This is a genomic window from Arthrobacter sp. 10N410 (genome assembly GCF_056394945.1).
In genome coordinates this window covers 170,799-195,679 of the sequence record NZ_JBFTIP010000002.1, presented here as the reverse complement: position 1 = coordinate 195,679, position 24,881 = coordinate 170,799, and the positions used below count along the sequence as shown (strand labels likewise).

Annotated in this window: 20 protein-coding genes; 5 read left to right on the top strand and 15 right to left on the bottom strand. The window is 66.2% G+C overall.

Annotated features, from left to right (window positions below; all coding sequences use genetic code 11):
- Positions 1 to 288: 288 nt before the first annotated feature.
- The 7 genes from nrdF to AC1DB8_RS05395 form a co-directional block, all read right to left on the bottom strand.
- Positions 289 to 1,263 (bottom strand): class 1b ribonucleoside-diphosphate reductase subunit beta, encoded by a 975-nt coding sequence (nrdF, locus tag AC1DB8_RS05425; protein WP_018773326.1) that lies wholly within the window; start codon positions 1,261 to 1,263, stop codon positions 289 to 291.
- A 90-nt stretch (positions 1,264 to 1,353) separates the two neighbouring features.
- Positions 1,354 to 3,474, bottom strand: a complete 2,121-nt coding sequence (nrdE, locus tag AC1DB8_RS05420) for a class 1b ribonucleoside-diphosphate reductase subunit alpha (RefSeq protein ID WP_476892673.1) — start codon at positions 3,472 to 3,474, stop codon at positions 1,354 to 1,356.
- A gap of 80 nt (positions 3,475 to 3,554) precedes the next feature.
- On the bottom strand, positions 3,555 to 4,049 hold the full coding sequence (nrdI, locus tag AC1DB8_RS05415; protein ID WP_441417599.1) for a class Ib ribonucleoside-diphosphate reductase assembly flavoprotein NrdI: 495 nt from the start codon (positions 4,047 to 4,049) through the stop codon (positions 3,555 to 3,557).
- Between the two features lie 42 nt (positions 4,050 to 4,091).
- Positions 4,092 to 4,337: a glutaredoxin-like protein NrdH gene (nrdH, locus tag AC1DB8_RS05410; RefSeq protein ID WP_018773329.1), complete on the bottom strand. Its 246-nt coding sequence runs from the start codon at positions 4,335 to 4,337 to the stop codon at positions 4,092 to 4,094.
- A 478-nt stretch (positions 4,338 to 4,815) separates the two neighbouring features.
- Complete coding sequence (locus AC1DB8_RS05405; RefSeq protein WP_441417598.1) at positions 4,816 to 5,313, bottom strand: hypothetical protein; 498 nt, start codon at positions 5,311 to 5,313, stop codon at positions 4,816 to 4,818.
- A 428-nt stretch (positions 5,314 to 5,741) separates the two neighbouring features.
- On the bottom strand, positions 5,742 to 6,641 hold the full coding sequence (locus tag AC1DB8_RS05400; RefSeq protein WP_476892399.1) for a hypothetical protein: 900 nt from the start codon (positions 6,639 to 6,641) through the stop codon (positions 5,742 to 5,744).
- 243 nt (positions 6,642 to 6,884) lie between these two features.
- Positions 6,885 to 7,517: a hypothetical protein gene (locus AC1DB8_RS05395; RefSeq protein WP_476892398.1), complete on the bottom strand. Its 633-nt coding sequence runs from the start codon at positions 7,515 to 7,517 to the stop codon at positions 6,885 to 6,887.
- A 431-nt stretch (positions 7,518 to 7,948) separates the two neighbouring features.
- Between AC1DB8_RS05395 and AC1DB8_RS05390 the strand changes: the two genes are divergently transcribed.
- Positions 7,949 to 10,285: a bifunctional polysaccharide deacetylase/glycosyltransferase family 2 protein gene (locus AC1DB8_RS05390; RefSeq protein ID WP_441417595.1), complete on the top strand. Its 2,337-nt coding sequence runs from the start codon at positions 7,949 to 7,951 to the stop codon at positions 10,283 to 10,285.
- Between the two features lie 68 nt (positions 10,286 to 10,353).
- The gene (locus AC1DB8_RS05385) at positions 10,354 to 11,442 is read left to right on the top strand and encodes a chitinase (protein WP_476892397.1); all 1,089 of its coding nucleotides are present in this window, start codon (positions 10,354 to 10,356) and stop codon (positions 11,440 to 11,442) included.
- Positions 11,443 to 11,461: 19 nt separating this feature from the next.
- On the opposite strand, the gene AC1DB8_RS05380 is transcribed toward AC1DB8_RS05385, so the two are convergent.
- Genes AC1DB8_RS05380 through AC1DB8_RS05365 form a run of 4 tightly spaced genes read right to left on the bottom strand, consistent with a single transcriptional unit; the run spans position 11,462 to position 16,243 of the window.
- A complete protein-coding gene (locus AC1DB8_RS05380) occupies positions 11,462 to 12,703 on the bottom strand; it encodes a class I SAM-dependent methyltransferase (protein ID WP_476892396.1) in 1,242 nt (413 codons plus the stop codon).
- Positions 12,700 to 14,148: a class I SAM-dependent methyltransferase gene (locus tag AC1DB8_RS05375; RefSeq protein WP_476892395.1), complete on the bottom strand. Its 1,449-nt coding sequence runs from the start codon at positions 14,146 to 14,148 to the stop codon at positions 12,700 to 12,702. Before AC1DB8_RS05375 ends, AC1DB8_RS05380 begins: the two co-directional genes overlap by 4 nt.
- Positions 14,145 to 14,876, bottom strand: a complete 732-nt coding sequence (locus tag AC1DB8_RS05370) for a DUF1365 domain-containing protein (RefSeq protein ID WP_476892394.1) — start codon at positions 14,874 to 14,876, stop codon at positions 14,145 to 14,147. The genes AC1DB8_RS05375 and AC1DB8_RS05370 overlap by 4 nt, the downstream gene beginning before the upstream one ends.
- The gene (locus AC1DB8_RS05365; protein WP_476892393.1) at positions 14,873 to 16,243 is read right to left on the bottom strand and encodes an NAD(P)/FAD-dependent oxidoreductase; all 1,371 of its coding nucleotides are present in this window, start codon (positions 16,241 to 16,243) and stop codon (positions 14,873 to 14,875) included. The genes AC1DB8_RS05370 and AC1DB8_RS05365 overlap by 4 nt, the downstream gene beginning before the upstream one ends.
- 172 nt (positions 16,244 to 16,415) lie before the next feature.
- On the opposite strand from AC1DB8_RS05365, the gene AC1DB8_RS05360 reads away from it, so the two are divergent.
- Entirely contained in the window at positions 16,416 to 17,336 is a 921-nt protein-coding gene (locus AC1DB8_RS05360) for a LysR family transcriptional regulator (RefSeq protein ID WP_476892392.1), read from the top strand.
- A gap of 3 nt (positions 17,337 to 17,339) precedes the next feature.
- Here AC1DB8_RS05360 and AC1DB8_RS05355 read toward each other — a convergent pair whose 3' ends face one another.
- Complete coding sequence (locus tag AC1DB8_RS05355; RefSeq protein ID WP_476892391.1) at positions 17,340 to 18,767, bottom strand: aldehyde dehydrogenase family protein; 1,428 nt, start codon at positions 18,765 to 18,767, stop codon at positions 17,340 to 17,342.
- A gap of 99 nt (positions 18,768 to 18,866) precedes the next feature.
- Between AC1DB8_RS05355 and AC1DB8_RS05350 the strand changes: the two genes are divergently transcribed.
- Positions 18,867 to 19,373, top strand: coding sequence for a DUF2004 domain-containing protein (locus tag AC1DB8_RS05350; protein WP_441417587.1), 507 nt, complete (start codon positions 18,867 to 18,869; stop codon positions 19,371 to 19,373).
- A 159-nt stretch (positions 19,374 to 19,532) separates the two neighbouring features.
- Here the strand turns inward: AC1DB8_RS05350 and metE are convergent, their stop codons facing one another.
- Complete coding sequence (metE, locus tag AC1DB8_RS05345) at positions 19,533 to 21,875, bottom strand: 5-methyltetrahydropteroyltriglutamate--homocysteine S-methyltransferase (RefSeq protein ID WP_476892390.1); 2,343 nt, start codon at positions 21,873 to 21,875, stop codon at positions 19,533 to 19,535.
- Positions 21,876 to 21,932: 57 nt separating this feature from the next.
- Positions 21,933 to 22,907 (bottom strand): methylenetetrahydrofolate reductase, encoded by a 975-nt coding sequence (locus AC1DB8_RS05340; protein ID WP_476892389.1) that lies wholly within the window; start codon positions 22,905 to 22,907, stop codon positions 21,933 to 21,935.
- 460 nt (positions 22,908 to 23,367) lie between these two features.
- Here AC1DB8_RS05340 and AC1DB8_RS05335 point away from each other — a divergent pair, with 460 nt between their 5' ends.
- Positions 23,368 to 23,565: a hypothetical protein gene (locus tag AC1DB8_RS05335; RefSeq protein WP_249777074.1), complete on the top strand. Its 198-nt coding sequence runs from the start codon at positions 23,368 to 23,370 to the stop codon at positions 23,563 to 23,565.
- A 46-nt stretch (positions 23,566 to 23,611) separates the two neighbouring features.
- Here AC1DB8_RS05335 and AC1DB8_RS05330 read toward each other — a convergent pair whose 3' ends face one another.
- Positions 23,612 to 24,814, bottom strand: a complete 1,203-nt coding sequence (locus AC1DB8_RS05330; RefSeq protein ID WP_476892388.1) for an ROK family transcriptional regulator — start codon at positions 24,812 to 24,814, stop codon at positions 23,612 to 23,614.
- Positions 24,815 to 24,881 lie beyond the last annotated feature (67 nt).

The following is a 24,881-nucleotide window of genomic DNA, read 5'->3' as shown; positions in this document are numbered from 1 at the left end:
GCGGACGGCCGAGGGCAGGTCCCCGGGTGCCTCGTTCTCGTGTTCTAAGTCGAAGCTGCGGTACCCACGGCCGAGGGGGCGGAGCGCGTGTGGATGTCTCGTCCCCTGGCCAGCTCAGTCAGCGCGTGGGCGTGTCCGTGGTCAATCTCGTGGTGAAAGACGACCGCGCCACTGCTACAAACCATGGACGAAGCTCACGAAGCGAGCCCTGCACGATTCATCGCGCAGGGCTCGCTTCAGTGACACCTACTTGGAGGAATGCCAACTAGCTTCCGATCTCACAAGGACCTAGAAGTCCCAGTCATCATCCTCAGTGTTAACAGCCTTGCCGATCACATACGACGACCCCGACCCGGAGAAGAAGTCGTGGTTCTCGTCCGCGTTGGGTGACAGGGCCGAGAGGATCGCCGGGTTCACGTCGGTGACGGAGGCCGGGAACATGGCCTCGTAGCCCAGATTCATCAGCGCCTTGTTGGCGTTGTAGTGCAAGAACTTCTTGACGTCCTCGGCCAGGCCGACGGAGTCGTAAAGGTCGTGCGTGTACTGGACTTCGTTCTCGTACAGCTCGAAGAGGAGCTCGAACGTGTAGTCCTTGATCTCCTGCTTGCGCTCCTCGGAGAGACCTTCCAGGCCCTTCTGGAACTTGTAGCCGATGTAGTAGCCGTGCACGGCTTCGTCGCGGATGATCAGGCGGATCAGGTCGGCCGTGTTCGTCAGCTTGGCCCGTGAGGACCAGTACATCGGAAGGTAGAAGCCGGAGTAGAACAGGAAGCTCTCCAGCAGCGTGGAAGCCACCTTGCGCTTCAGCGGGTCGTCGCCCTGGTAGTAGTCCATGACGATCTGGGCCTTCTTCTGAAGGTTCTCGTTCTCGGTGGACCAGCGGAACGCCTCGTCGATCTCCTTGGTGGAGGCCAGCGTGGAGAAGATGGAGGAGTAGCTCTTGGCGTGCACGGACTCCATGAACGCGATGTTCGTGTAGACAGCCTCTTCGTGCGGGGTAAGGGCGTCCGGAATGAGCGAGACGGCGCCGACGGTGCCCTGGATGGTGTCCAGCAGGGTCAGGCCGGTAAACACGCGCATGGTGAGCTGCTGCTCGTCCGGGGTAAGCGTCGCCCACGACTGCACGTCGTTGGACAGCGGCACCTTCTCCGGCAGCCAGAAGTTGTTGACCAGGCGGTTCCAGACGTCAACGTCCTTGTCGTCCTGGATCCGGTTCCAGTTGATCGCCTCGACGTGGCTAAGCAGCTTGACCTTCTCGGTCATGTCATCCCCTCAATGTTGGGTTGTTCTCTAAGTTAAAGCGTACGACGGCGGGCGGGCGCCCGCCGTCGTACTCAAGCCTTCAGCGGCTGGTTACAGCATGCAGCTGACGCAGCCCTCTACCTCGGTCCCTTCCAGCGCGAGCTGGCGGAGACGGATGTAGTAGATGGTCTTGATGCCCTTCTTCCAGGCGTAGATCTGGGCCTTGTTGATGTCGCGCGTGGTGGCGGTGTCCTTGAAGAACAGCGTCAGGGACAGGCCCTGGTCCACGTGCTGCGTGGCGGCGGCGTAGGTGTCGATGACCTTCTCGTAGCCGATCTCGTACGCGTCCTGGTAGTACTCGAGGTTGTCGTTGGTCAGGTACGGCGCCGGGTAGTACACGCGGCCCAGCTTGCCTTCCTTGCGGATTTCGATCTTGGACGCCACCGGGTGGATCGAGGAGGTGGAGTTGTTGATGTAGGAGATCGAGCCGGTCGGCGGGACGGCCTGCAGGTTCTGGTTGTAGATGCCGTGCTCCATGACGGAAGCCTTCAGCTCGCGCCAGTCATCCTGGGTGGGGATGTGGATGTGGGCGAACAGCTCGGCGACCTTCGCCGTCTGCGGGACCCATTTCCGGTCCGTGTACTTGTCGAAGAACTCCCCGGACGCATACTTGGACTTCTCGAAGCCGCCGAAGGTCTGGCCGGTCTGGATGGCCAGCAGGTTCGAGGCCCGGACAGCGTGGTAGACCACCGAGTAGAAGTAGATGTTGGTGAAGTCCAGGCCCTCTTCGGACCCGTAGTGGACCCGCTCGCGGGCCAGGTAGCCGTGCAGGTTCATCTGGCCGAGGCCGATTGCGTGGCTCTGGTCGTTGCCGCGGGCGATCGAGGGCACCGAGGTGATGTTGGACATGTCCGAGACGGCCGAGAGCGAGCGGATGGCCGTCTCGATGGTCAGGCCGAAGTCCGGCGAGTCCATGGCCTTGGCGATGTTCATCGAACCCAGGTTGCAGGAGATGTCCTTGCCGGTCTGGTCGTAGGACAGGTCATCGTGGTACGTCGTCGGCTGGGAGACCTGGAGGATCTCCGAGCACAGGTTGGACATGATGATCTTGCCGTCGATCGGGTTTTCCCGGTTCACGGTGTCCTCGAACATGATGTACGGGTAGCCGGATTCGAACTGGATCTCGGCGAGGGTCTGGAAGAACTCGCGGGCCTTGATCTTGGTCTTCTTGATCCGGGAATCGTCCACCATCTCGTAGTACTTCTCGGTGACCGAGACGTCGGAGAACGGCATGCCGTAGACCTTTTCGACGTCGTACGGCGAGAACAGGTACATGTCCTCGTCCTTCTTGGCCAGCTCGAAGGTGATGTCCGGGATGACGACACCCAGAGAGAGGGTCTTGATGCGGATTTTCTCGTCCGCGTTCTCGCGCTTGGTGTCCAGGAAGCGGTAGATGTCCGGGTGGTGGGCGTGCAGGTACACCGCGCCGGCACCCTGGCGGGCACCGAGCTGGTTGGCGTAGGAGAAGCTGTCCTCGAGGAGCTTCATCACGGGGATGACGCCGGAGGACTGGTTCTCGATCTGCTTGATCGGCGCGCCGACCTCGCGGATGTTGGTCAGTGCGAACGCGACGCCGCCGCCGCGCTTGGAGAGCTGCAGCGCGGAGTTGATGGACCGGCCGATCGACTCCATGTTGTCTTCGATGCGGAGCAGGAAGCAGGAGACCAGCTCGCCGCGCTGCTTCTTGCCCGCGTTCAGGAACGTGGGGGTGGCCGGCTGGAAGCGGCCTTCGATGATCTCGTCCACCATCTGCAGGGCAAGCTTCTCGTCGCCGCGGGCCAGGTGCAGGGCCACCATGCAGACGCGGTCCTCGTAGCGCTCCAGGAAGCGCTTTCCATCGAACGTCTTGAGCGTGTAGGAGGTATAGAACTTGAACGCGCCAAGGAAGGTCTCGAAGCGGAACTTCTTCTTGTAGGCGCGGTTGAAGAGCTCGCGGATGAAGTTCATCGTGTACTGGTCGAGGGTTTCCCGCTCGTAGTACTCGTTCTTGACGAGGTAGTCGAGCTTTTCCTCGAGGTCGTGGAAGAACACGGTGTTGTTGTTCACGTGCTGCAGGAAGTACTGGTGGGCAGCCTCGCGGTCGGCCTCGAACTGGATCTCGCCGTTGGGGCCGTAGAGGTTCAGCATGGCGTTGAGCTCGTGGTAGCCCAGGCCCTGGTAGGCGGCCGGCATGGCCGGCTTCTCGCCAGCTACGGTGTGCTTCTCGACGGCGGTATTGCTGGCCTTACCGGCGGTGCCGTGGGAGTCCCCGGTCACTTCGGTGTCTGCGACAGTCGTGTCCAAAATTCTTCCAATCCTTGTTGTACTCGGCTGACGTCTTCCGGCGTCCCCATGAGTTCGAAACGATATAGGTGCGGGACCTGGCACTTGGCGGCGACGATGTCCCCGGCCATGCAGTAGTTGTCCCCAAAGTTCGTGTTGCCCGCCCCGATCACTCCACGGAGCTGTTGCCGGTTCCTCGGATCGTTCAGAAAGCGGATGACCTGCTTCGGAACCGATCCTTCTCCCCCGGTCCCCCCGTAGGTGGGAAGCACCAGCACGTAGGGCTCGGTCGCCACCAGCCCCGGTTCCCTCGCGTGGAGGGGGATGCGGGCGGCGTCGACACCCAGCTTCGCAACGAAGCGTTTGGTGTTCTCGGAGGTGGAGGAAAAGTAGATGAGGTGGCTGCTGGTGGTTCGGACCGGGTCCGGATCTCCGGCGCCTGCTGCCAGCGGCGTGTCAGCTGTTGCCGCTGTAACCGGTGCCATCGGAGTCACCTCATCTGACGTGCTTGTGCCGTGTGTTGGCTTTCAGGCGACCGCGACGGCGGCAGCCTGTGCCAGTTCTTCGATCTTGTCCGGGCGGAATCCGGACCAGTGGTCCTGGTCGGTGACGACGACCGGGGCCTGCATGTAGCCCAGGGACTTGAGGCGCTCAAGGGCCTCGGCATCCTGGGAGATGTCGACGCTCTGGTAGGCGATGCCCTTCTTGTCGAGAGCGCGGTAGGTGGCGTTGCACTGCACGCAAGCCGGCTTCGTGTAAACCGTAACGGTCATGTCCTTCAGTCCCCTTTGTTGAAATCTGTGGTTCGTGTCCGGTGGGGCCTGACCGGAACAGGAATCCTTATCCGTTACTGGCCTCGCCTGGCGGTCTGCAACCGCTCCGCTCGAACTGTATGTCGATACTACATGTAGTGCAAGAGTCCCGCGCGGACCCCAAGATGATGTATTACAAGTATGTCATTTAACCCACTTTTAATCCACAGCCCAGGGCCTTCAAAATGTCCGGATTTCAGCCGTTTTCGAGGACGAAATCCACACCCTGTGGAGTACTTAGCCACAATTAACCGCCCCGCGTGTCGCATTTTGGACGGCGTGTCGCAGGTGCGTCGCAGCAGGCCGCGGAGTGGCACGAAGCACCACATCCAGTGGGCGAAGGCACAGCAAGAGCCACCCCGAGTGTCCGGACCGGGATGGACGGATCTGGACCCGAGGCGGCGGCGCGCTGCCCTCGGCAGGTGGCGCCCGGCCGGGTCTAGTCCGCCGGACGCAGCGAGGTGATCATCTGCCGTAGCGAGTCGTACTCCTCGGTTCCCGTATAGGACTCCGGGGTGTCGACGTCGGGCGTGTCCCCCGGTGTCGTAAGGAGCGGATCGTAGACGCCGCTGAAGGCCGCCACGCCCGGCGGCCAGTTGAAGAACTGGAAAATCGGGCAGGCGCTGGGGCCGGCCGGCAGCGGTGCGGAGGTGATCCCGTAGGACAACGGGGCCGGCCTTGAGGGGTAGGACTCATGGTCGTCCCGGCCCTCGAACACAAAGCGCGGCTTCACACCGTTCCGGGCAAGAGCCGGCAACTCCTGTGAGTCCATCAGGGCATAGGGCAACTTCCGGGTGCAGTTCGCCTTGGTCACAATGTTGGTCCGCAGGGTGGCGATCGACTTGCGGGCGCCGGTGAGGACTTCGATGAAGACTCCCCCGGGCGCTGCCTCGCGGGCCCGGTCCTTGACGGTCCAGTCCGGCGGGTAGTCGAACATAAGCGTGCCATCCGGCGTCGTGTAGGTCTTCCAGTCGGCCTGCCCTGTCGGCCGGGGTGAAGCCTGGGCCAACGGTTTCAGGCCCGGCTTCGAGCTTGCGGACGAGGCGGCCGGCGACGGCGTAGCTGTCCCGGTACCCGTTGGCGGGCCACTGGGGGAAGAACAGGACGCCAGCAGAAAAGCGACGCAAAACCCTACTGAAACTGCCCTGACGGACTGTGCGGACCGACGCATGGCGCCCTCCCCTTTTGGGTGCGACTACTCCATCCAAGTCTGCGTTGTCCCAGGCCAGGAACAAGGGTCTTTGGGCCTCCGGAGCGGAACGGGGCGGCCCAACACCGGCCCCGCCAACAGAAAACGGGGGCCGGCGAAGTCTCGCCAGCCCCCGCAGGGCCTCCGGCCGCAGCCGGAGGTCAATCTCCCGAAAGCTACCGCTTCAGGAGCGTGTTGCCATAGCCGGCGTCGCACTTGCCGTCGTGGATCACGCCCGTGCCCGGGGCAACCGCGTAGTTGCTGGCAGGGTTGAAGACGGCCGTACGGACGTTCGTCACCCGGCTGGCGCAGTTGTCGGCACCGTCAGCGCTCATGCTCTGGCCGCCGATCCACATGTCGATCCAGATGGTGGAGTTGGTCCCCTCCACGTTGGTGCCCTGGTGGCAGGGGCCGCCCTGGGGGTCGTCGCCGTCGCCGCAGCTGTCCTCGACGATAAAGTAGCGGCGCACGTCCGGAAGATAGATCCGGGTGCCGGCCGGGAAGTCCAGCACGTCCTTACCGGTGGCGGTGGAATGACCCACGGCGATGGTGATCGGGTCGTTGTAGGTGCCGGTGCCCCCGGCCGTGCTGTGCAGAATGGGGTGGCTGATCGTGGCTGAGCCCACCGGTGTGTTGTCGTACCAGGTGTACGCCGTCGTGTACGTGGTGTGGACAACCCGCTCGGAGGACGACGCCGGCACAACGGGTGCCGGGGCCGGCTTCGGAGCCACGGCCGGCACGGCGGGTGCGGCGGGAACAGTTACCGGCGTCTTTACTGCGGCCGCCGTTTTGGCTGCTGCAGCGGCTGCGGCTTTCTGAGCCGCGGCCTTCTGCGCTGCTGCCGCCTTGGCCTTCTTGGCGGCTACAGCTGCAACCTTGGCCTTCTCGGCAGCGGCCCGCTGCGAGGCGCCGACCTCGGCGGACGGCTTATCGGCAGCGGCCGAAACCTCAACACCGGCGTTTGCCGCTCCGGAAGACTGGGCGGATGAATTGGAGGCGCCGGTTTCGGCGCCACACGCCGAGGTGGCGAGGAGGACCGAGAGCATGCCGGCGGCCAGCAGAGTATTTCTGCGCATGGAAAATAAAGCCTTTTCATGGGGTGCGGAAAACGGGCAGTCCCTGGGGATGGTTCCTGCCCGGAGTTGGTCACGGCATGCGGAGCGCTAAGACGCCTCGCCGAGGGGATTACCACACGCAAGAGCATTCTGGATGTTCTGTCGGGCGTGTGTACCAACCGGTAACCCAAACGTTACCTTGGCAAGCGCGGAGAGGCCAATCGACAGGGTCCTTTGACCTGTTTTCAAACTCGGAGCAGGAAATCAGCGGGCCTTCGGGGACGGTGACGTGGTGACGAGCTGATTGCCGTAGCCGCTATCGCACTTGCCGTCGTGGATCACACCCACCCCGGAAGCCACGACGTAGTTGTCCGCAGGGTGGAAGACGGCGGCCCGGACACCGGTTACCTGGTCCGCGCAGCGCCTGGCAAATGACTCGCTCTCCCCCTCACCGCCAATCCAGACATCAAGCCAGCTGGATGCACCCCCGTGCCTGGCCGCCAGTGCGTGGCAGGGCCCGTCCTCCGGGGTGGGGCCGTCCCCGCAGGTGTCCTCCACGATGAAGTACCGGCGGACGTCGGGTAAGTAGATCCGGGTGCCGGCAGGGAAATCAAGGACATCCTGGCCTGTCTCCAGGGAGTGCCCGACGGCGATCGTCACCGGATCCGCGTAGGTCCCTGCCCCGCCCGCCTTCTTGTGCAGCACCGGGTGGCTGATGTCCGGGGAGCCCTCGGGCGTGTTGTCGAACCAGGTATAGGCCGTGATGTACGTGTCCGGGACGGCCGAGAGCCCCGATGACGAAGGAGAAGGCGGTGGCGACGGCGGCGCGCCCTCGCACGCGGCGGCAGCCAGGACAACCGACAGCAAGCCCGCGGCCAGTCCGATCTCTCTGCGCATTCGGCATCTGCCTCCACTAATTCGGACCACGTACCTAGAACGCTACCCGTCGGCCCGGCTGCGGCGATAGACGCAAGCTTCACCCGTCTCTCAGAGTCCGGCGGCACCCCAGTTGTGCCCCTCCGCGCTTACTCGACTCGTCGCCACCAATCGCGGTAGTCGGCCCCTCAAACCAAGTAGAACCACTCTTAAAACGCGGGTGTTTCCTACGCGTGTGTGACCCCATCGGGCGCTCCTAACCTCGAAGGCATAGGGGGACGCCGCGAACCGGCGGCTCCCGCGGCTTCAAGGGAGAGATCAGATGAGCGCCGATTTTTCCCTCCGCGAGTTGGCCGCCAATTCCGGGTTTGACCCCCGGGCACGAGCACTGGCGCTCACGCCCTGACTCCGGTCGGGACTTCATCACACCAGATTCCCTGTCGAGGCAATCCATGAAGAAAATATCCCCAGTTTCCGGCACTGCACCGGTCTTCTTCGATCCCAGTGGAAAACGGTGGCGACGCATCCTCGTCGCCCTGGTGGCGAGCGTGCTGTTGATCGTCCTGTCGGTCGTGTGGATCCTGCCCGCTGCCAGCGCCCCGGTATGGAAAGCAGCGGAGAACCAGTCCGTGGAGTATCCCCGGAAATTGCTGTCCACCCAGGATCTGCGCAACATTCCCCGAATCGGCCCTGAAGGCGGCTTCGCCTTCGACCGGATAGCGCTCATCGAGCGGCGAGGCGGCAAAGTCTTCCTCAAGGATCCCTTCAGCAACACCATCTGGAGGGAGGCCACCGCCGAGGAAATTGAGCTGATCGGCAACAGCCCCTACGCCATGGAAACTTTTGGGAAGCCGGCGGACCACACATTGATGTTGACCTTCGATGATGGGCCGGACCCGCGGAATACGCCGCAAATTCTGGATTTGCTGTCCAAAGAAGGCGTGCCGGCGACGTTCTTTACGGTTGGCGACAACATCGTCAAGTACCCGGATATCTTCCGCCGCATGACCCAGGAAGGTCATATGGTCGGAAACCACACGATGTCCCACATCGATTTCTGGGCTCACGACGACCTGTTTAACCGCCAGCAAATTATCGGGGCGGACCGGGTTATGCGCGCCGCAGACAACTATGGAACACGGCTGTTCCGGATCCCCACCGGAGACCCGGAAAACAACACATTGGCTCTCCTGCAATCCCAGCAGTTGGGGTTCCTCCACATCAACATGGACTTTGATACGCGTGACTGGTCCTACGCCCCCGGCGTTCCGATCAAGGCGCAGAAACTGGACGGACAAGGACACATTGTCCTGGTTCACGACGGCGGCGGTGATCGCAGCGCAACGATCGAAATGCTGAAGACTTTCATCCCGCAGGCAAAAGCGATGGGTTACACCTTCACCACGGTCGAGCCGCTGCTTCCGCCCGAATACATTCCCCAGTCGGACGCCAAGGCCGCCGTGGAGGACGATGCGACCCTGGCCGCGATGACGACGTATCTAGTGACTCCGAACGTGGTCCTCACCTGGCTTTTCTGGTTCGGAATCGGCTCACTGACCGTCCTGACGTTCCTCTACGTGGTCCTCGCCGTCATCAACAATCAGCGGCAGAAGAAACGTCTTTGGGCGGACGTCAAGGAGGAAGAGTGGCCGTTCGTCAGCGTCGTCCTGCCGGTGTTCAACGAAGAACTTGTCGTGGCCAAAACATTGGATGCCCTTAGAGCCAGCGACTACCCCCGGATGGAAGTCGTCGCCATTAATGACGGCTCTACCGACGGCACCTTGGCGGTTCTTTCCGAATACGCCCAGACCTGGCCGCAACTGCGCGTCATCGACCAGCCCAACGGCGGAAAGTCCGCCGCCAGTAACCACGGAATAGCCCAGTCCCGCGGAGAAATTGTGGTCACCCTCGACGGTGACACGCTGTTTGAACCCCAGACCATCAAGATGTTTGCCCGCCATTTCCTGGCGCCGCGCAACGGCAAGATCGTCGGAGCAGTCGCCGGGCACGTGAAAGTCGGAAACCGCCGCAATCTCCTGACTGCCTGGCAAAGCCTTGAATATCTCTCCGGCATCTGCGTCACCCGAATGGCGGAGGGCCTGATGGGAGCGATCTCGATTGTCCCGGGCGCCTGCGCAGCCTGGCGGCGGGAGGCACTCATCCAGGCAGGCGGCTACTCCCACGACACGCTCGCAGAGGATGCTGACCTCACCCTCTCCCTGCAGCGGCTCGGCTACAGCATCGTGCAGGAGAACTCCGCCGTGGCATGGACGGAAGCGCCCATGACCCTGCGGGGATTGTTCAAGCAGCGGCTCCGCTGGACTTATGGCAACATCCAGACGCTCTACAAGCACCGCTCGATGCTCTTCAATCCCCGGTTCGGCGCCCTCGGCATGCTGACCATGCCCTACGCCCTGATCTCGGTGCTGGTTCCGCTGGTCTTCATGCCCCTGACGGTCATTGTGGCTGTGACCAGCCTGGCCCGCGGCGAATGGCAGGCCGTCGCCGCGTTCTCGGTGTTCGTCGCCGCAACCCACATGATCATCTCGATAGTGGCCGTGCTGATGGTCCATGAGAGCCCGATGCACCTCCTCATGGTCCCCATCTACCGGCTCATCTACGAACCCCTCCGCGCCTACGTGGTGTTCGGGTCCGCGATTCTGGCCCTGCGGGGCACCGCCGTCGGCTGGTACAGGCCCGAACGCACCAACAGCGTCCTGATGCCGACGGGCCAGGCAAAACTGGGTGCCCTCGCCCCGGCGCATGCGGACCAGCTGGCCCCGTTGTAGCCTAGGGCCGTTGGCGGGATCCGTGGCGAAGAAAGGGACGGCCCTCGTGGCGGACGGAGGAAGCATTCATGCAAAGACGGAATAGGCCCCGCTCCCGCAGCCGGAGCGGGGTCCTCGCCACCTCCGCCATAGTGTTGGCGGTTGCCGCTTGTTCTCCGGCACCGCCGACCAACTACGGACAGGAGCCGCGCAGGAGCCAGTCCGCGCCGGCCCCTCAGTGGTTCGGCGGCTACCTCGACGTCACGCTCCTCCCGAGCCTGCGCCTACAGGACACGGCACTTCACGGAGCCGCCACGACCGTTCTGTCCTTTGTTGGCGCACATCCGAAAAATACCTGCCAACCCTCCTGGGACGGCGTACACACGCTTGACCAGGCCGGCGCCAAGCTGAGCGTGGACGACCAGATCAAATCATTCCGCAAGGCCGGCAATGACATAGCTGTCTCTTTCGGAGGACAGCTCGGCAAGGAGCTCGCCGAAACCTGCACCGACCTCGGCGCGCTGGTGAAGGCCTACGCGGCGGTCATCACCAAGTACGGACTCGACATCCTGGACTTCGACATAGAAGGCGCGGGCTTGAGCGATCAGGTCGCGGCAACACGACGTGCCGCGGCCGCCGCGAAGCTTCAGGCCGACAGTCCTGCCGTCAACCCGTTGAAGGTCTGGCTGACCCTTCCCGTGTCGATGCAGGGCCTGACGACAGACGGCGAAAAGTCCGTGACAGCCATGCTGGATGCCGGAGTCGAACTCGCCGGCGTCAACATCATGGTGATGGACTTTGAACCGCTCGCGCCTGGCCAGACGATGCTCGCCGCGGCAAAAAGCGCTGCTGAGGCTACCCACCAGACTCTGGGTGCACTGTACAAGCAAGCCGGCAAGCCGCTCGACGATGCGGCGTTGTGGCAGCGGATCGGGCTCACCCCGATGATCGGGGTGAACGATGTGAAAGGCCAGGTCTTCACCCTCGCGGACGCCGAAGGCCTGAACAGCTTCGCCGCGGAACGCGGCATCGCGCGGATGTCCATGTGGTCGCTGAACCGGGACATCGCCTGCACTTCCGCCAGCCGGCCCGAAGAAGGCAGCAGCGCTTCCAGCAACTGCAGCGGCGTGCAGCAGGCGCCCGGGATGTTCGCGAAGCTGCTGGCCAAGTCCTTCTAGGGTGGAGCTTCCGGAACAGTTAGTCCGGCCGGCTGCAGAGGATCTGTTCCACGCCCATCCGGCCCTCCGCGAAGCTGCGCAGTGCGCCCACCAGGTACAGCCGCCATACCCGGGCGATCTCCTCACCCATCATCGCGACGGCGGCGTCGTGGTTCTGCTCGAACCGCGCGTACCAGGCCTCAAGGGTGCGGACGTAGTCGCGGCGCATCGCCTCGACGGCCTCGACCTCAAGACCGGCGCCCTCCAGGAACCCCAGCGTCTCCCCGACCGGGCGCATATGCATGTCCGGGGCGATGAACGACTCGATGAACGGCCCTCCCCCGGGGTGCTTGCCGCGACGGGACATCTGCTGCACCAGGACGCGGCCGCCGGGGACCACGTTGTTGAACAGTGCGGCGGCGTAGATGGGGTAGTTACGCTGCCCCACGTGCTCGCCCATCTCGAGCGATGCTACGGCGTCGAACGGGCCGTCCGGGATCTCGCGGTAGTCCTGCACCCGGATGTCTGCCCGGCCCTCCAGCCCTCGCTCCTTGATCCGCGCGTCGATGAACGCCTTCTGCTCGACCGACAGGGTGACACCGACGACGTCGACGCCGTAGTGCTGCGCCGCATGCAGGCTCAGCGATCCCCAGCCGCAGCCGATATCGAGCAGCCGCATCCCCGGCTTCAGCCCGATCTTGCGGCAGACCAGATCCAGCTTGTCCCGCTGGGCGTCCTCGAGCCCATACCCTGGGGCGGCGTTCCCGCGGGAATCCATCCAGTAGCCGCTGGAATACGCCATCTGCGGGTCCAGGATCAGCGCATAAAAGTCGTTGCTGAGGTCGTAGTGGTGGCTGATGGCGGCGCGGTCACGGATCAGGCTGTGCAGCCGGCCCTTCACCCGGGCCTGGCTGGCCGGCGGTTCGGGCGGCGCGCCCAAGGCGCCGGCAGCCTTAGCGATCCGGCCGACGCCGGCCAGAATGGACGGGGTGGGCCGGACGCCGGACAGACCGCGGTCCCGGACCACCTTCCAGAGGTGCTCAAGCACCGAGTTCAGGTCGCCGTCGACGTCGAGTTCCCCGGTGACGTAAGCCTGCGCGGCACCCAGCTCCCCCGGCGCCCAGAGCAGCCGGCGGATGGCATCCGGGGAGTTGAGCCGCACCACCGGTGCCCCGGCCGGACCAGCCTCGCTGCCGTCCCACACGACGAGCCGGACGGGGAGTTCACCGCCGACCACCGGGCGAAGGACGTCAGCGATCATGGTTGCAAGCGCCGCCGTCATCCTGCGGTCCGCTCGCTGGAAACCTTGGCCGCTGCCTTACCGGCGGCAGTCTTGCTGGAAACCTTGTCCAGCACGATCTGCTGCACGTCCAGGTAACCGGTCTCAAAGCCGGCGCGGGAGTAGCACAGGTAGAACAGCCACATCCGCTGGAAGATTTCGTCGAACCCGAGGGCGCGGACGTCCTCCGCGCGGGCCATGAAGCGTTCCTCCCAGAGCCGCAGGGTCTGGGCGTAGTGTTCGCCCATGGCGAGTCGTTCGCGGACCCGGAGCCCGGTCTGCTTCTCGGTGATCTCCTCGATCGCCCGGACCGAGGGAATGACGCCGCCCGGGAAGATGTACTTGTGCACCCAGGTGTAGCTGGTCCGGGTGGCGATCAACCGGTCGTGGCCGATAGTGATGGCCTGGATGGCGACCTTGCCGCCGGGGGCCAGCACGCGCTCGATCGTCTGGAAGTAGGTGGCCCAGTACTCGTAGCCGACCGCCTCGATCATCTCCACGGAGACGACGGCGTCGTACTCGCCTTCCACCGCGCGGTAATCCTTGAGCTCGATCGTGACGGCGTCGGCGTAGCCTGCTTCGGCCACGCGCTGTCGCGCCAGTTCCTGCTGCTCGCTGGAGAGGGTCACGGAGTAGACCGTCGCCCCGCGGGCCGCGGCCCGGAGGGCAAGTTCACCCCAGCCGGTGCCGATTTCCAGCACGCGGGTTCCCTCCGTGACACCGGCCTTGTCCAGCAGCCGGTCGATCTTCGCCTGCTGCGCGGCGGCCAGGCCGTCCCAGGCAACATTCCGCAACGCGTCGCCGCTCTCCGGGAAGAGGGCGCTGGAGTAGGTCATGGTGCTGTCCAGGAACGTGGCAAAGAGCTCGTTGGACAGGTCGTAGTGCCGGGAGATGTTGGAGCGGGTGTTCTGCTCCGTGTTCCGCTCGGTGCGCGGCGTCCGGGGCAGGTACAGGCCGCGGAGCTTCTGCAACGGCTCAGGTACGAGTGTTCCCACCCGGGCCGCGAAGACCTCCATCACGGCGGTCAGGTCGTCCGCGTCCCAGTCCCCGGCCATGTAGGACTCACCAAGGCCGATCAGTCCGCCGTCGCCGAGCCGGGCAGCGAATGCCTCCGGACGGTTCATCGTCATCACCGGGAAGGACTGGCCCGGCCCGGCCTGGCCGGATGCCGCCCTCCCGAGGACGGAGCCGTCGGGGTAGCGCACCTCCAGCGGGAGGCGGCGCACCGCGGCACGGAAGATCGCATCGGCGGCCTTCCCCGCCAGCCGGGCCTTGAGGCTGGAGGGCACGGCCGCGATGCTGGGCCAGATCGTGGCGTCGATAGCCGCCGGCGGCTGCGGAACCGTGTAGGGCACCGACGGGTTCGCGGATGTGTTCGTCTGCGCCGTGTTCGCCTGCGTGGTGTTCGTCTGCGCAGGCTGGGACCCGGTCGCTTCGGTCATGGTCACTGGACTGCCTCCTGTGAGGGGTGGTGTGGTCTTTTGATGATGGGCAACCGACGTGCCCAAAGCTTGATTCCCTGCCAGCGGATCTGCGCGGCCACCCGCAGCGGCGCCAGCGGGACGGCGAGCGCCGCGGCCAGGATGTTCGGCACGGTGGCGTCGCGGCGGCTGCCGTCCACCGTCGCGACGAACGGCTTCTGCCCGTCCCGCTCCAGGACAATCGAGACGGCGAGCCGCTCGGCGGGTTCCGGCAGCTTCATCCGGTACTGGCCGTCGACGTCGTTGAACGGCGAGACGTAGAACGCCTTGGGTACGGTGGCCCGTCCGGCGTCGTCGGTCTCCAGCAGGTAGCAGTGCCGTTCCCCGTACGTGTTGTGGACCTCGGCGACGACGCAGCGCAGCTCCCCCGCGGCGTCGCGGCACCAGAACAGGCTGAGCGGGTTGAAGACGTGGCCGAAGACGCGCGCGCTGGCCAGCATGGTGATCCGCCCGCCATCGAGCTCAATGTTCTGGGTGGCGAGATAACGTTCGACGTTGCCGCGCAGCGTTCCGTCCGGGTCACCGAGGTGGTCGGCAACGCAGAAGCCGGCCAGCGGGGCGAGCCAGCGCGGCAGGCTGGGGAGGGAATCGACGTCGACATACCAGCTGTAGCTGCGGTAAGTGAAGGCATTGTGCAGCGGGGTGCGGCGCACGTGCGCGATCGACGTGCGGTAAATGGCTGCCTGACTGCTCATGCACCCTCCTGGGCAGCCGCCTGCAAGGAAGCCGCCTTCACTTCGGCAACACCGGCGGGTTCCCACTCGCGTCCCAGCTCTCCTGCGGCGCGGACGCCGGAGAGGGCGCCGTCCTCATGGAAGCCCCAGCCGTGGTAGGCGCCGGCGAACGCCAGGCTGCCGTCGCCAAGGCCCAGGATCTGCTGCTGGGCGCGCAGTGAATCCGGCGTGTACTGCGGGTGTTCGTAGACCATCCGCTCCAGGACGGTGCCGTCTCCAATCAGCTCCGACTCGCCCAGGCTGACGATGTAACGCTTACCGTCCGCCGGTTCCAGACGCTGCAGGCGGGTCATGTCGTAGCTGACCAGGACCCTGTCGGGGCGGGCGTCGCACGAGGGCAGCCGGTAGTTCCAGGACGCCTTGGCATTGTCGCTGGCGGGCAGCACGGCGTCGTCGCGGTGGAAGACCGTGTGGTTGACCGAGTAGGGCATGCCGGCCAGGGCTTCGCGCTCGGCGGCAGTGGCGTCCTCGAGCATCCGCAGCGCCTGCGCCGGATGGGTGGCGATCACGACGGCGTCGAACTGCTCGGTGCTCTCCCCGGTGGTGACTTCCACCCCGCCGGCGTGGCGGCGGACCCGTGTGACCGGGCTGGAGAGGCGGATGTCCGGCAGAGTCGCGGCGACTTTATCCACGTAGCTGCGCGAGCCGCCGGTGACCGTGCGCCATTGCGGGGAGCCCTTCACGCCGAGCAGCCCGTGGTGGCCGAGGAAGGTGAAGAGGTAGCGGGCCGGGTAGGCCAGGGCGGTGGTGGGGTCGCAGGACCACACTGCGCTGACCACGGGGGTCATGAAGTGGACGACGAAGTAGCTGCTGAACTTCTCCCGGTCCAGGAACTCGCCGAGGGTCAGCTCGGGCGCAGCCGTGCCGGTGGCGGCGTCGGCCTCGGCCAGCAGGGCCCGGGCCCGGCGGTAGAAGCGGGTGACCTCCAGCAGCATCAGCAGGTAGCGGCCGCGCATCAGGGTGGAGGGCCTCGGGATGATGCCCCGCGCGCCGCCCCGGGCGCCCGCGTATTCCAGTCCGCAGCCGTCGCAGCGGATGGACATGCTCATTTCCGATTCCTGGGTCTGCACGCCCAGTTCCTTGAACAGCCGCAGCAGGGTGGGGTAGGTCCGGTTGTTGTGGACGATGAAGCCGGTGTCAATCCCCAGGACGGAGCCGTCGGCCTGGCCGACGTCGTGCGTGTGGGCGTGGCCCCCAAGCCGTGCATCCGCTTCGAACACCGTCACGTGGTCGCGCCGGTTCAGGACGTAGGCGGCGGTCAGTCCGGCGACCCCGCTTCCGATCACGGCGACGCGCCGTCCGTCCGGGATGCTTGATGCTTGCTGCACTGGTCTGCTCCTGTTGCTTCGCCTGAATCGTCCTGGTGGACCGTCTTATGGGCAATTCGTAACCGCGGGGCGGCCGGATGAGTCCGATTTCCCAGCGGCTGCCTGCACACCAATGTGCCAGAATGAAGCGGGATTTCGCTCCCGCCTCACCGTAACCACCGAAGGGCCGCCCTTGATCAACCCCGTGCACCTCCGAACGCTCGTGGAAGTGGTCCGGCTGGGCTCGTTCGCGGCGGCCGCCACGCGGCTGGGCTACACCGCCTCGGCGGTGTCGCAGCAGATGTCAGCCCTGGAGCGGGACACCGGGGTGGCCCTGTTTCAGCGCTCGGCCCGCAGCATCAACCCGACGGAGGCCGCTGTCGTGATGACCCGGCATGCGGCCAAGGTCCTCACCGACATCGACGCGCTGATGGCGGCGGCGGCCCGGACCCACGACAGTGCCAGCCAGGAACTCCGGCTCGGCATCTTCCCCAGCCTGGCCACGTACGTCCTCCCCCGGATCCTGCAGAATCCGGCGTGGAAGAAGCTGGGCATCGAACTGCGGGTCTCCGTGGCCGAGCCGGGCCAGACCATCCAGGGGCTGCGCACCGGCGGCGAGCTCGACGTCGCGCTGGTCTACCAGGTGGGCCAGTCCGGCCTCGCCTGGCCGCATACGGTGAACCGGCAGTGGATCGGCGACGACGACTTCCGGGTGGTGCTGCCCGCGGCCTGGGGCATCGGCCCCGAATCCAAGGTGGCGGCCGACCACCTTTCCGACATGCCCTGGATCATGCACCACCCCGGCACCTCCGACGCCACGGTGATCGAACGGCTCTTCGCCAGCTGCAACCTGCACCCGCGCGTAGTGGCCTACAGCGACGATTTCCACGCCAGCCTGGAAATGGCCGCTGCCAGCCTGGGCGCGGCCTTGGTCCCCGAGCTGGCCTTGCTGCACCGGCCGGCCGGCGTGGTGGTGCTGGATGTCCCCGAGATCCGGCTGGCCCGCAACGTCTTCGCGCTGCTGCCCAAGGAGAAGCAGACGGCCCAGGTCCAGCTGTTCGTGGAACTGCTGGCCGACACGCTCCACAAACTCGGAACCACGCGCCGGGACTGAGCGCTAGGACCGGCCGGGCTTCTCCGCCGGCTTCCGGGACTTTCCGGTCTTCCCGGCCGGCGCCACGAGCGTGCTGATGATCCGGTGCTTCGCCCTTGTGTACGGCGGATAGATCAGCGCCAGGGTGTCCGGCCAGAGCGGTTTGGAGAGCGTGGAGCGCTCGTGCGAGAACGTCCGCAGCGAGTGTTCGCCGTGGTAGGCGCCCATGCCGCTGCCGCCCACCCCGCCGAAGGGCAGCCCGGGAACGGTCAGGTGCGCGGCCGGCACGTCGAAGCACAGCGCCCCCGAGGAGGTCTGTTCGGCGAACGCCCGGCGCGTGTCGGCGTCGTTGCTGAACACATACAGGGCCAGCGGCTTGGCTCCGGCGTTGATCGTCCGGATCGCCTCGTCGCGGCCGCTGACCGGCACCAGCGGCAACAGCGGGCCGAAGATCTCCTCCCCCATCACGGCATCCCCGGGCGCCGGGCGCAGCAGCGTCGGAGCGAAGTGCCGGCTGACGGCGTCGCGCTCACCGCCGTGGACCACGGTGCTGCTGTCCGCGAGCGCGGCGAGCCGGGCAAAGTGCCGGTCGTTGACGATCCGGCCGTAGGACTCGCTCCGCGCGGAATCCGTGCCAAACAGCGCCTTGATGGCCTTGACCAGCTCGCGTTCCAGCGGCACCAAGACGTCCTCCGTGGCCAGAATGTAGTCGGGAGCGACACACGTCTGCCCGGCATTCATGAACCTGCCCCAGGCGATCCGTTTGGCGGCGCCGGCCAGGTCCGTGGAGGCATCCACATACACCGGGGACTTGCCGCCCAGTTCCAGGGTCACCGGCGTCAGGTGCTCGGCTGCGGCGCGGAGCACCACCTTGGCCGCGGCCTCGCCCCCGGTGAAGAAGATGTGGTCGAAGCGCTCCGCCAGCAGCGCCGTGGTCTCGGGGATGCCGCCCTCGACCACCTGGGCCGCGCCGGGCAGGTATTCCGGAATCCAGCGGGCCAGGGCGGCGGAGGTGGCGGGGGCGTGCTCACTGGGCTTGAGCACCACGGCGTTGCCCGCGGCCAGGGCGCCGGCCAGCGGGGCGAGCAGCAGCTGCAGCGGGTAGTTCCACGGGCCGATCACCAGGACCACGCCCAGCGGGGTGAGTTCGGTCCAGGCCTTCGCCGGCTGGACCGCCAGCGGTACGGACACCGGCCGCCGCCGCAGCCAGGCTTCGAGGTGCTTCTCCAGGTACGCGGCTTCCGCCGTGACAAACCCGATTTCCGTCAGCTGCGCCTCGGTTTCGTGTTTGCCCAGGTCGCGGGCCAGTGCGGCGGCAAACTCCCGGCGCCGCTCAATGAGCATCCGCCGCAGGTTGCCGAGCTGCTCCAGCCGCCACGCCAGCGGGCGGGTGGTTCCGCTGTCAAAAAAATCTCGGGCGCGGGCGACGGTGGCGGCCGCAACTGTTTGCATCCGATCAATGTACCGTTCCCCTGCCGGAGTTCAGGGGCGGTATCGGATAAATGCCGGCCAATGCTGGAACGGACCAGTATTCAGGACTATGTTGAAGACATGAGCAAGGTAGCGAGCCAGCACTTTGGAGAGATCGAGCTCAACCACGGGCGTGACCATAATTTCGCTGCGAAGCACGAACTTGCCGGCCAGCCCCTGGAGCTTGACCTGAATGTCAACGCGCATGACCATTTCGACGAGGCGGCCATGCACAAGGTTGACTACCGGCTGCGCTTCCTGCCCGAGCTTGTGGACCAGGTCCGCGAAATGATTGCCGAGGAGTTGGAGCAGGAAGGCACCAGCCCGCAGGAATACCTCCGCTTCCACTGCAACGCCATCAAGCCCGAGCACCTGCAGCAGGTCTTCGGCGTCACGGACAAGTCACAGCTGACCAACCAGGTCTTCCTCAAGGCCCTGAAGCTCGGCCACGTCGGCATCTACCCGGGCCAGCCGGAGCGCTACTTCGTCCTCGACTTCACCCTGGGCGCCCACTTCTCCGACGAGGTACTGGTGGCCTCCGCGGACGAGGACGGCGTGGTTGACGACGAGATCCTCTGGGAATCCTGAATCGATTGTTCCGCAGCGGCCCTTCTGAGCGCTGACAGGGGCCCCTGCTCAGCAGCCGATGGGACATGCGTACGACGGCGGCCGGCCACCTAGGAAGGTGGCCGGCCGCCGTCGTCGGTTAAGCCGCCGACCGTTCAGCGACCGCCGGGCCGGCTGCTGCTACTTGGCCGCTTCGAGCACTTCCGCGCGGACCGTCCTGGTGGCCGTGACCACGTTGCGCAGCGACTCCTCGGTTTCGGCGTAGCCGCGGGTCTTCAGGCCGCAGTCCGGATTGACCCAGAGCTGGCGGGACGGGACGTGCTTGACCGCCGTGCTGAGCAGTTCGGTGACTTCCTGCTCGCCCGGGACGCGCGGCGAGTGGATGTCGTAGACGCCCGGGCCCACGCCGCGGCCGAAGCCGTGCGATTCGAGGTCGTGCACAACCTCCATGCGGGAGCGGGCGGCCTCGATCGAGGTCACGTCGGCGTCCAGGCCGTCGATCGCGTCGATGATGGCGCCGAACTCGGAGTAGCACAGGTGCGTGTGGACCTGGGTGGCGTCCGCGGCGCCGGCGGTGGCGAGGCGGAAGGACTTCACGGACCAGTCCAGGTAGGCGGCCTGGTCCGCCTTGCGCAGCGGCAGGAGCTCGCGTAGGGCCGGCTCGTCGACCTGGATGACCTTGATACCGGCCGCCTCCAGGTCCGCGATCTCGTCGCGGAGCGCGAGGGCCACCTGGTTGGCGGTCTCGCCGAGGGGCTGGTCGTCGCGGACGAAGGACCAGGCGAGGATGGTGACCGGCCCGGTGAGCATGCCCTTCATCGGCTTGCTGGTCAGCGACTGCGCGTAGCGGGCCCATTCCACCGTGATCGGGGCGCTGCGGGTGACGTCGCCCCAGAGGATGGACGGGCGGGTGCAGCGCGAGCCGTAGGACTGCACCCAGCCGTGCACGGTGACGTCGAAGCCTTCGAGGTTCTCCGCGAAGTACTGCACCATGTCGTTGCGCTCGGGCTCGCCGTGGACCAGGACGTCGAAGCCGAGCCCCTCCTGCAGCTCCACGACGCGCTTGATCTCATCCTTCATGAGCTGCTCGTACTGTTCGGTGCTGAGCTCGCCCTTGTTGGCGCGGGCCCGGGCGGTGCGGATCTCGGAGGTCTGCGGGAAGGAGCCGATGGTGGTGGTGGGCAGCGGCGGCAGGTGCAGCGCCTCGGTCTGCGCGGCTTCGCGGACCGCGTAGGCGGAGCGGCTGAAGTCCGCGTCGGTCAGGGCAGCGGTGCGGGCACGGACCTCGGCACGGCGGACACCCTCGGCCTCGGCGCGGGAGGCGATGATGCGGGTGGCCTCCTCGATGGCCGGGCGGACGGCGTCGGCATCGCTCAGCAGCCCGGCGAGGGTGACGACCTCGGTGGCCTTCTGGTCGGCGAAGGCCAGCCAGCTGCGCAGCTGCGCGGAGAGCTGGACTTCCTCGTCGACGTCGTGCGGGACGTGCTGGGTGGACGTGGAGGTGCTGATGGCGAGCTTCGCCACCGACTTCTGCAGCTCGGCGATCTTCGCGGCCGAGGCCGACAGTTCATTGCGCCAGATATTGTGGCCGTCCACGACGCCGGCCACGAGGGTCTTGTCGCCCAGCGCGGCCAGGGCGGCGGCGGACGGGACGTCGCCCTTGAAGACGTCCAGGTGCAGGGCATCGATGCCGGTCGCCGCGAGGGTGCCGAGCTGGCCGTTGAGCGCACCGTAGGGGGTGGAGACGAACAGCTGCGGACGGTCCGCGGCGGCGGCGAGCACCTCGTAGGAGCGGGCGACGGCGGCCTGGATCTCGTCGGCGGGGGTGTCCTGGTCCACCACGAGGGCGGGCTCGTCGAGCTGGACCCAGCTGGCGCCGGCCGCGGCGAGCTTTTCCAGCAGTGCGGTGTAGACGGGGAGGACGTCCTCGAGGCGGGACAGCGGGTTGAACCCGGCCGGGGCGTCGTCGGAGGCCTTGCTCAGCAGCAGGAAGGTGACCGGGCCGACGATGTACGGGCGGGTCTCCACCCCGTCGGCCAGGGCGTATTCGAATTCTTCGACGATCCGGTTGGACGTCAGCGCGAAGCTGGTCTCGGGGCCGATTTCCGGGACGAGGTAGTGGTAATTGGTGTCGAACCACTTGGTCATTTCCAGCGGCTGCTGGTCCTTGGTGCCGCGCGCCAGGGTGAAGTAGCCGTCGATGTCCAGCTGGCCCTCGGCGTCGAGGAGGTTTCCGAAGCGGGCCGGAACGGCGCCGAGGTGGGCGGCGGCATCGAGCACCTGGTCATAGTAGGAGAAAGTGCCGGGGACGGCGGCGGCTTCGGTCAGGCCGAGGCCCTGGAGGCGCTTGGCGGTGCCCAGCTGGATCTCCTTGGCGGCGGCATCCAGGGCGGCAGCGTCGATCTTGCCGGCCCAGTAGGCCTCGACGGCCTTCTTGAGCTCGCGGCGGCGGCCGATGCGCGGGTAGCCCAGGATCGAGGCGGCCGGGAACGGGGTGGGGGCAGTGGTGTTGTGGTCAGTCATGGAAAGTCCTAAGAGTTCGTGGTGCTGTGCAGAGGAAAGTTGTGTCTACCGGCGCCGTCAGCTGGCGAGCTGGCGGCGGCCGGCCGGGCGCTGGTGGCTACTGTGCCGGTTGCCGCTTCGAGGGCGGGGAAGCGCGAGCTTGTCCAGCACCTCGAGGGCACTGGCGTGCTCGTTGAACGTGTACAGGTGCAGGCCCGGGGCCCCGGCGTCCAGGGCCGCGTTGGCCAGGTCCACGGTGGCGCTGACCCCGATCCGGTTGCGTTCGGCGTCGGTATCGGCGGCTGCCAGCCGCTCAATCAGCTCCGGCGCCGGTTCGACGCCGGTCAGTTCGCCCAGCCGGGTGAGCCGCCGGATGCTGGTCAGCGGCATGACCCCGGGGACGATCGGGATGGTGACGCCGGCCCGGCGTGCCCGGGACAGCAGCTGGGCGTACTGCTCGGTGTGGAAGAAGACCTGGGTGATGGCGAAGTCCGCGCCGGAGCGCTGCTTGGCCAGCAGCACCTCGACGTCGTGCGCCTCACTCGGGGATTCGGGGTGCCGCGTGGGGTAGGCCGCGACGCCGACCGCCACCTTGCCGGCGCAGAGCAGAGCCGAGCGTCGCTGCTCGACGCGGCGGATGAGCTCGATCAGGTCCTGGGCGTAGCGCAGCGAGCCATCGGCCGGCGCGCCGCCGTCCCTGGGCTGGTCGCCGCGCAGGGCGAGAATGCCGCGCACGCCGACGTCGAGCAGTTCGCCGATGATTTCGGCCAGCTCCTGGGGGGTGTTGCCTACGCAGGTCAGGTGCGCCAGCGGGCGCAGCGTGGTTTCCTGCACCAGGCGGTTGACGAGTTCGACGGCGGTGTTCCGGTTCGAGCCGCTCGCGCCGTAGGTGACGGACACGTAGTCGGGGCTGGTGGCTTCCAGTTCCCCGATGGTGGTCCAGAGCGACTCAGCAGCCGCTGGCGAACGTGGCGGGAAGAGTTCGTAGGACAGGGCGACGGGGGCCGCGCCGGCGAGATTTGGATGTGCGTCAATAAGGCTTGGTGGAGACATTTGCGTCCTTGGCTGTGGGCCATTGGTGCCAGCTGGGCCGGAGTCCGGCCGGCGCTGCCGCCAATGAGTTGAGTTTGGGGAACACGGAGGAAACTTCAGCAGGACGCAGCCGCGACTGTTACGCCTGATACGAAGTTGTCCGTGAGCAAATGTCAGGCCCACATGGGGGCACCCACACCCTCCTAGGCCGCCCGTGAATAATTCGCATGGAATTCTTCCAAGAGCCGGCCCGCAGCGGAGGATCGCTGACACGTTACCGCGGTAACTTGTCTACGACTCTAAGGTGCCTGGGAAGGGCATTCAAGTTCTCCGCCGAATTAAGACGCGACTTTACGCCTTCGCGAAGCCTTCCACGGAAGATTCTTCGCCTACCAGGCCGATTACGTTGGCTGACGTTGTCCCGGAACCTGGGGCCCTATCGGCCCTCCCCATGTCCGCGGCGCAGGTCTATCCTGAGGGCATGATCCAGCTTCCAGCCAGTTACCAGGAGTATCTCGCCGGCAAGAGCGAGAGCGTCATCAACACCGTCCGCCCGATCCTGATGCAGTCGGCGGCTGACAAGTTGCACGGGGTCCGGGTGGTGGTGCACCCGCACGACCACCAGGCGCATCTTGATGACACCATCCCGTTCGGGACCGTCATCGAGGACATCGACTGACGGCTCCGGCTCACGGCTGACGGCAAGGCACCCGGACGGCTCCCGGCTACCCCTCCAGCAGGAGGCGCTGGGAGCGCGGAGCCAGGGTGTGCTCCAGGACCAGGCAGGCGGCGCCGACGGCGCCCACATCCTCACCCACGCCGGTGCCGACGACCTCGATCCCGTGGATCTTCCGGGTGGCGCTGTTGTCCCCGACGAGTCCCGGGATCAGCTCCAGGTAGGCCGGCGCGAGGCAGGTCCAGAACGGGCCGCCGAAGACGACGCGGTCCACGTCCAGGGCGTTGGTGACGGCCGAGATGGCCCGTCCCACCAGCACGGCGGACCTCCGCAGGATGCCCTGGGCCTCCTCGTTCCCGCCGTAGGCCAGTGCGCAGAGTTCCGCGAAGCGTTCCTGCACCGCCGGAGCGCTCCGGTCCGCGAGGGCGCCGTCCAGCACGCCGGCCGCCTCGGCCTGGGCCACGAGGACCTGGGGGATGGCGGAGGACTTCACGCAGCCGTGCTGCCCGCAGTCGCACAGCGGGCCGTCGGGGTCGACGATGATATGCCCGATTTCGCCGGCGTTGCCGGAGGTCCCGCGGATGACCTCGTCGTTGAGGACCACCCCGCAGCCGATTCCGGTGCCCATGTACATAAAGACGAAGCTGCCGGCGCCACTGGGGCCGCCGGCCCAGGTTTCGGCCACGGCGGCGCTGGTGACGTCCTTGTCCAGGAGCGTGGACAGCCCGGTGGCTTCAGCGAGCCGGTCGCGCAGCGGAACGCGTTCCCAGCCCGGCAGCAGCGGCGGGTCCACCACGGCGCCTTCCTCGAGGTCGATCGGCCCCGGCGAGGCGATGCCCAGCCCGGCGACCTTGGCCCGGTCCACCCCGGAGTCCTCGATCAGCTGCTTGATCTCGGCGGCAATGGTGTCGATGATGGACCCCGGATCCGCGCCCGAGGGTGTCTTGATCCGGGAGTGCTTCACCACGGCGCCGACGAGGTCCAGCAGCACGAACGTCAGCACGGCGGGATCGAGGTGGACGCCGACGGCGTACATTCCGCCCGGATGAAGCCGGAGCATGGTCCGCGGCTTTCCGGGACCGGTACCCTCCTTGCCCGCCTCGACGATCAGGTTCTGGTCCAGCAGCCGGCGGGAGATGTTGGAGATGGTCTGCGGCGAGAGTCCGACGAGCTGCGCGAGTTCCACCCGGCTAAGGCCGCCCGGGGCGCGCCGGATCGCATCCAGGATAACCGTGAGGTTGAAATCCCCCATCCGTGGGAGGTTCGTTCCGCGCCGCGGCGAGGGTGTTCGGATCTCAGTCACTGATACCTCTAAACGT